Raw genomic sequence first — 6,151 nt, forward strand, 5'->3', positions numbered from 1 at the left:
TTATCCTTTCATGATTTGATTGATGAATTCTTCGTGTGTTTTCACATTTAATAAATGAGTCAATTTAGAAGAATTTGAAACAATCGTAGTCAACCAGTCAAAGAAAATACGCAACAAATCACGATCTACATCTTCAATTGCTAATAAAATAACAAGTCTGACACTGTAATCATGCCATTGCATTGCATCTTTGAGAAGTACAATGGATATACAAGATTCAATTGCCGAGTGATTCAATGCATGTGGAAGCGCAAATCCATTGTAGAAAGAAGTAGAAGATATTTTTTCTCTTTGAAGAACACTATCTACAAATAATTCATCGACATATTCATTTTTAACGAGTTCATCGCAAATAAATCGAATTAAATTTTCAGGTGTTGAAGCTTCGACATTGGTAAAAAACAACTCTGGTTTAATGACATCTTTGATCATCGTTTCAAATTGTTTCTTATTTTTCTTTTTATCGAGTAAATTTAATGCCTGAAAAATGTGACTTTCATCTTCGGTATCTACAAACAACGAAATTTGAATGGTTGGTATGTCTAATGCATGTTTTAAAGGTGAAGTCGTTAATATTAAATCTGGTTTTAAATCCAATACATCTTCTTCATTAAAAAAATTCGTTTGATCCACGATTTCCATTCTTTCTGAAAATCGTGTTTCAATTTTTTGAATGCATAAATTTGAAAGTGGTAAATCTCTAGGAAAAATCATGAGTACTTGATACTTATCTGAAAAATTATTTTTTTCATAAGAACTTCCTAGATGCAAAGCCATAAAACCAATTTCATTTTCTTTTACTTCAAGTCCTGTAATTTCTGTAAATGAACGACAAGCATAGATGCTCATATCAAATACAAGTGGATATTTTCTTTTGATTTCTTCTAAATATACATTCTGAATAGTAGAACCATATAAAATACGATGAACTAAAGAACGAATATGCAATCCCAAGCCATATTTCAAATCACTGTCTCTTCTTAAATCTACGTCATAGGCATCATAAATACTTTGTAAAATGGTATGAACAATATCACTGATTAAATATGTTTTTCCTAGAATATCAATTTGATTGGAAGTAAATTCTTCACTTTTCTTTCCCATCAACAATAAAGACAACAATTGTATTTCACTGATTTGGACTTTAATAAAGATACGATTGGCACATTTCTGATAAAATTCATTTGCGATTTTAAATTCCAGTGAATCCATTAAATTTACGTTATCTTTGGCAATCTGGCTCACATAATTTTGATGAATCATACGTTCAATCGAAACGCCAATATGCATCAATACCATTGGCATAGCCGTTTCTCGAATGTGATAGTCATACTTAACAAGCGTTTCATCTAAAATACTTTTTAATACTTTTAAATCAAAATCTTTAAATAAACCTGCAATATTATCCAAATTCAAGAAATTCCCTTTTGTTTCCTCTGCCAGCAAATCCTTATACAATTCTCTTTTACTGTTTTCAGGACCTTTTAATGAAATAAAATTTTTAGAACGAATAATTTGTAAATCCTTATATTCACTAATAATTCTCTTCACTTTTTTTAAATCATTATCAATTGTATACCCACTAATAAATACTTCATTCTGCAGATTCAATAAATTAATTTCCTTTTTATTCGTCAACAACTCTCGAATAATATAATTACATCTTTCTTTTGGCGTCTGTGGAATACAAGATCTCAGTTCCAGTGAAAGAATGGAAACCGTATCTGGATTGATTCGATATCCGCTTTTTATACTCGATTCAATGACATTTTTATTATAAAATCGATTAATCGCATCAATATCCGAACGAATCGTACGATCCGATACTTCCATCAAATGAGAAATTTCTTTTCCTGTTTTCCAATCTTGCGATTCATTTAACAGTTTTATGATTCTTTCTTGTCTTTCATTCAACAAAATGTCTCCCTCCTTTTCAATTTGATTATATAGAACAAAAAAAATAATTTATGTTTTTCATTTCCTAGTATTAGGAAATCACATCTTATTTCTTTTTTTCTTTCATTTATATAATGACATAGGTGATATATATATGAAACAAATACTAAAAAAGCTAACAAAAAACAAACAAATTCGACTTCTTATTTCAATTATAATGATACTCTCTAGTTCTTTTTTACAAGTTGTTGTGATCAAAGTCTTTATGAACCCGTGTAACTTATTGACAAGTGGATTTACAGGTGTAGCAATTTTAATCAACAAAATTACGCAATTATTTGGCATTGAATTCTCCACATCTTTAGGAATTTTATTATTGAATATTCCAGCTGCTTTATTATGTTTTAAAGGCGTATCCAAACGATTTGTTTTCTTAAGCTGTTTACAATTTACAACTACTTCTCTTTTATTGAAAATTCTTGAATTCGATCCATTTTTTGACGATCGCATGTTAAATGTATTGTTTGGTGGATTCTTATATGGAATGTGCTCTGTATTGGCTTTAAAAGCCGATGGATCCACAGGTGGAACCGATTTTATTGCGCTTTATGTATCCAATAAAATCAATCGCAGTATATGGGATTTTGTGTTTGTTTTTAACTGCACGATGCTCCTTATTTTTGGATGGCTCTTTGGATGGATTCACGCAGGATATTCTATTATATTCCAGTTGATTTCAACCCAGACCATTTCTCGTTTCTATCATCGCTATGCCCAGGTTTCCATTGAAATCACAACACGATATCCAGAAACCATTGGATTGGCATTTACACGCAGTTTCAAACACGGTATGAGCATTGTTAAAGCTTATGGTGCATTTAGTAAACAAGAATATTATTTATGTAAAACTGTAGTGAGTTCTTATGAAGAAAGTGATGTCATTCATATTATTCAAAGTGTCGATCCAGATGCGATTATTCATTCATATAAAATCAATCACTTCTATGGTAATTTTTATTTAAAACCAATTGAATAAAGCCAGCAAATAAGCTGGCTTTATATTTTTTCAATACAATGATGAATCGATTCATCCCAATACTTTCTATAAACAAAATCACTTTGATCAAAATTAAGCTGATACATTCGAAACCAAACCAGAATATCTTTGGGTTGCCACTTTTCTTCATATGAATAACAATACTTCATCCCAATTTTTTTCATGACATTTCCACTTCTTGGATTGTTTCTATCATGTGTTGCCGTAATAAAAGGCAATCCATCTTTTCTTATTTGTTCTATAACAGCCATTGCCGCTTCTGTAACAATGCCTTTATGCCAAAATTCTTTTCGTAATCCATATCCAAAATCATGAGATTCATTTAGATGTACTTGAACATAACCAATAGGAATATTATTTTCTTTCAAACAAATCGCAAATACATATCCATTTGATTTAGAAAATCTTTCTTCAAAAAAAGAATAAGTTTCTTCTAAATTTTTTACAGGAAACCAAGGTAAAAATGTATTCACTTCTTCATCTTTTAAAATCAAATAAAGTGCTTGTATATCTTGTTGTGTAAACTTTCGTAAAATAAGGCGTTGTGTGAATAAAACAGGTGTATTCATTTAATTGTGGCTATTTCACAAATCCAAATAGATGATCATGGTGTTTTTCCATTTCATCGAGGATAATGTGTTCTTCTTTTGGAATGGAACCAATTAAATTTCGATTTCCATCACATGGAATTGGCTTTAAAATCACTTCCAATTCCCCTCTATAACGAGCTAAATTATCATTTACACAAACAACATCTCCGCGTTCAAAATATGTTTTATTGGGATTACGATATGGAATAGACTTATTTTTGTAGTCTAGTCTAGGCCAGGAAGAACGAATGAAAAATTCACAATGATCAGGTCTTCCTGTGTGATTAAAATTATAAAGAAGATCAATTTCTTCTTGTGTTACATCTTCACATAAATCAATCGATACCGTTGTTTTGGTTAAATCAATCTTTGATACTTCTTCTAGTTCTTCTTGAGAAGCATAGGCATTTCCAAATAAAATATCATCAATTCTTTCTGTTGCGATTAAATGACGCGCCTGAACACTAACAGGTAAATTTCGATGTTGTTCCAATGTACACAAGCCATCAAATACAGGCCAAGGTCCATATGTATTTTCGGATTGACTATTAATAAAAGCAGCCGTTGTTAATCCTAATGCATTCCATGTTTCATTGTATTCATTAAAAATATCCATACACAATCCTGTATACGTTTCTGGATAGAAATTATGGCAAACACAAATATTATCAGGATCTCCTCCATGTTTGATCAAATCTCTAACATTGGCATCGCTGCTTCCATTGAATTCAATTTTAATTCCATATGGATTACGAGTTAAAAGAGTATCTAAGCGATCGTCAAAATGTCCATCCAATCGAATAATATCCACTCCCATTTCATGGAATATTGAAATATCTTCTGGAGTGGCTTCTAAATGATCAAACACAAATGGTGCAGTATCAGCTGCTACAATAAACCCTAATTCATGTGCTTTTGAAATGAATTGTTTAAATTCCTTTACAATTTCATCTTTTGGCTTAGTAACAGACAACAAACAAGTAAAAATACGTGAATACCCATACTTGGCAGCTAATTCCATATACGCTGCATCTTTTTCAAAAGTAGAGTGTTCAGGATAAACTGAAATTCCTAGTCTATGCATAGTAATACCTCTTTTCTATATATTCATTATAGATAGAGGAATTTTATATAAATTGAGACAATTTCCTAGTCCTAGGAAACATTATTCAACCGAAACATATTTTGATTTTTACTTCTTGGTTTTTCTGGATTTGTCATTTTTAGTTTTCCAGTTTCAATTAAAGGCTGAATATATTCTCTTGAAACAAAAGCAATTGTTTTAATTCCTAAAAAATCGGTAATTTCTTGTCTAGTTTTTGGTACTTTACAAAATGATATTAAATCCATATCACTCCGGGTATTTTGATCATTACACAAAGTAACCACAAATTCATTTCTTTTATTTTCAAAAACAGGTTCTGGTAAACCATATTCTTTCATTTCCCTATAAATAGCAGAAATACCAGAATATCTGTTTTCGGTTTTTAGTAAAAATTCAGACATAGTTGCTAATGCTGGATTTCTCAAATTCGATCTAGCCTTTCCTAAATCTTTTACAGTCATTCTTCCATATAAACTTCCCGGACTATGTATTTCTAATCGATTTGAAAAGAAACAAATTTGGATTGGCGTTCCTTCTGTATAGATGCTATAGTCACGATGAATCAATACATTCAAAATAATTTCTCGAATCGCATTAACAGGATATTCCATTCAATCTTCTCTTTTACCGTTTTCTGGATGAATAATTGTTTTTATTTTCATATTTCGCTTACAAAACGCAATGGCATCCTCTAACATTTCAGACAAAGTCCCTTCGATTCGTTTATTATCAAGAAAACGTATTCCATCCAAAGTAATATTTCTCCTGGAACAACAATGGCTGCAATTGATAATTGTGGCAACAATCCTTGTGGATATATGCCAAAATTCAAAACAGAAGAAAGAGTTGAAATTTTATCACGAGTAATCGACAACAATTCAAACATTTGTTCTTCGAAAAGTTTTGAAAATCCTGGTCGATTCATTTTCATTTGTAATACGAAATTATTTATATCTGTTTCTCTTAATAAAGATGAATTTGCTCTTTCAATTTTTCTTTCATCATCATGAACATGTGATTTATAAGATTCAAAATGATATATTTCATAATCTGTCATTGGTAAATCTGCATCACCTACTCAAACATAGAATCCTTTAATTTTTCCATGTCCTGCATAATAACAAGGGCGCAAAACCAAATCAACAGAAGGAATTTTAGCAGAACATATATTTACGCCTTGACAGATTGTACTTGTAAATACTGCACGAACTTTAGGATTCATTTGATCACATTGTTCTGTTACTTTTTTGAAGATCTTGTAAATCATATACACCGACTGGTTTGAATCCTTGTGTTTCATCAAGACCAAAGACAATGATTCCACCTTCGTCCTGATTTGAAAAACTAGATAATGTGTCATATAAATGCTTTAGAGTCCCATCATGTGCTTTTTTTACTTCACTTATTTTTCACTTTACTTTAGTTATTTAAAAAAAGCACATATAGTGCTTTCAGAGTGTTGACAAACCCCCATATCTTTTAATAAAGGTATGGGGGTTTCAA

At 30.7% G+C, this 6,151-nt stretch carries 8 protein-coding genes; 1 reads left to right on the forward strand and 7 read right to left on the reverse strand.

The annotated features are described in order from the left end of the window. Positions 1-1,917 carry a BglG family transcription antiterminator gene (locus ACI32A_RS08965; protein ID WP_439754718.1) on the reverse strand — a complete coding sequence of 639 codons (1,917 nt, stop codon included), beginning with the start codon at positions 1,915-1,917 and terminating at the stop codon, positions 1-3. 133 nt (positions 1,918-2,050) lie between these two features. Here ACI32A_RS08965 and ACI32A_RS08970 point away from each other — a divergent pair, with 133 nt between their 5' ends. Continuing rightward, the gene (locus ACI32A_RS08970; protein WP_439754719.1) at positions 2,051-2,932 is read left to right on the forward strand and encodes a YitT family protein; all 882 of its coding nucleotides are present in this window, start codon (positions 2,051-2,053) and stop codon (positions 2,930-2,932) included. A gap of 20 nt (positions 2,933-2,952) precedes the next feature. Here ACI32A_RS08970 and ACI32A_RS08975 read toward each other — a convergent pair whose 3' ends face one another. The 6 genes from ACI32A_RS08975 to ACI32A_RS09000 all read right to left on the reverse strand — a co-directional run bounded on the left by ACI32A_RS08975 (position 2,953) and on the right by ACI32A_RS09000 (position 6,054). Beyond that, a complete protein-coding gene (locus tag ACI32A_RS08975; RefSeq protein ID WP_439754720.1) occupies positions 2,953-3,522 on the reverse strand; it encodes a GNAT family N-acetyltransferase in 570 nt (189 codons plus the stop codon). 10 nt (positions 3,523-3,532) lie between these two features. Further along, the gene (locus tag ACI32A_RS08980; RefSeq protein WP_439754721.1) at positions 3,533-4,627 is read right to left on the reverse strand and encodes a DUF871 domain-containing protein; all 1,095 of its coding nucleotides are present in this window, start codon (positions 4,625-4,627) and stop codon (positions 3,533-3,535) included. 71 nt (positions 4,628-4,698) lie between these two features. Continuing rightward, positions 4,699-5,259: an ATP-binding protein gene (locus ACI32A_RS08985; protein WP_439754722.1), complete on the reverse strand. Its 561-nt coding sequence runs from the start codon at positions 5,257-5,259 to the stop codon at positions 4,699-4,701. Between the two features lie 80 nt (positions 5,260-5,339). Continuing rightward, positions 5,340-5,705: a hypothetical protein gene (locus tag ACI32A_RS08990; protein WP_439754723.1), complete on the reverse strand. Its 366-nt coding sequence runs from the start codon at positions 5,703-5,705 to the stop codon at positions 5,340-5,342. A 21-nt stretch (positions 5,706-5,726) separates the two neighbouring features. Then, positions 5,727-5,915, reverse strand: a complete 189-nt coding sequence (locus ACI32A_RS08995) for a hypothetical protein (protein WP_439754724.1) — start codon at positions 5,913-5,915, stop codon at positions 5,727-5,729. Next, the gene (locus ACI32A_RS09000; RefSeq protein WP_439754725.1) at positions 5,875-6,054 is read right to left on the reverse strand and encodes an RNA-binding domain-containing protein; all 180 of its coding nucleotides are present in this window, start codon (positions 6,052-6,054) and stop codon (positions 5,875-5,877) included. Before ACI32A_RS09000 ends, ACI32A_RS08995 begins: the two co-directional genes overlap by 41 nt. Between the last annotated feature and the right edge of the window lie 97 nt (positions 6,055-6,151).

The sequence above is a fragment of the Floccifex sp. genome (assembly GCF_051873555.1).
GTDB lineage: Bacteria > Bacillota_I > Bacilli_A > Erysipelotrichales > Erysipelotrichaceae > Floccifex.

Bases quoted from the DNA above. Each gene is read 5' to 3' on its own strand.
- ACI32A_RS08980 (WP_439754721.1), bottom strand. From the start codon at position 4,627: ATGCATAGACTAGGAATTTCAGTTTATCCTGAACACTCTACTTTTGAA.
- ACI32A_RS08975 (WP_439754720.1), bottom strand. From the start codon at position 3,522: ATGAATACACCTGTTTTATTCACACAACGCCTTATTTTACGAAAGTTT.
- ACI32A_RS08970 (WP_439754719.1), top strand. From the start codon at position 2,051: ATGAAACAAATACTAAAAAAGCTAACAAAAAACAAACAAATTCGACTT.
- ACI32A_RS08985 (WP_439754722.1), bottom strand. From the start codon at position 5,259: ATGGAATATCCTGTTAATGCGATTCGAGAAATTATTTTGAATGTATTG.
- ACI32A_RS08995 (WP_439754724.1), bottom strand. From the start codon at position 5,915: ATGATTTACAAGATCTTCAAAAAAGTAACAGAACAATGTGATCAAATG.
- ACI32A_RS08990 (WP_439754723.1), bottom strand. From the start codon at position 5,705: ATGACAGATTATGAAATATATCATTTTGAATCTTATAAATCACATGTT.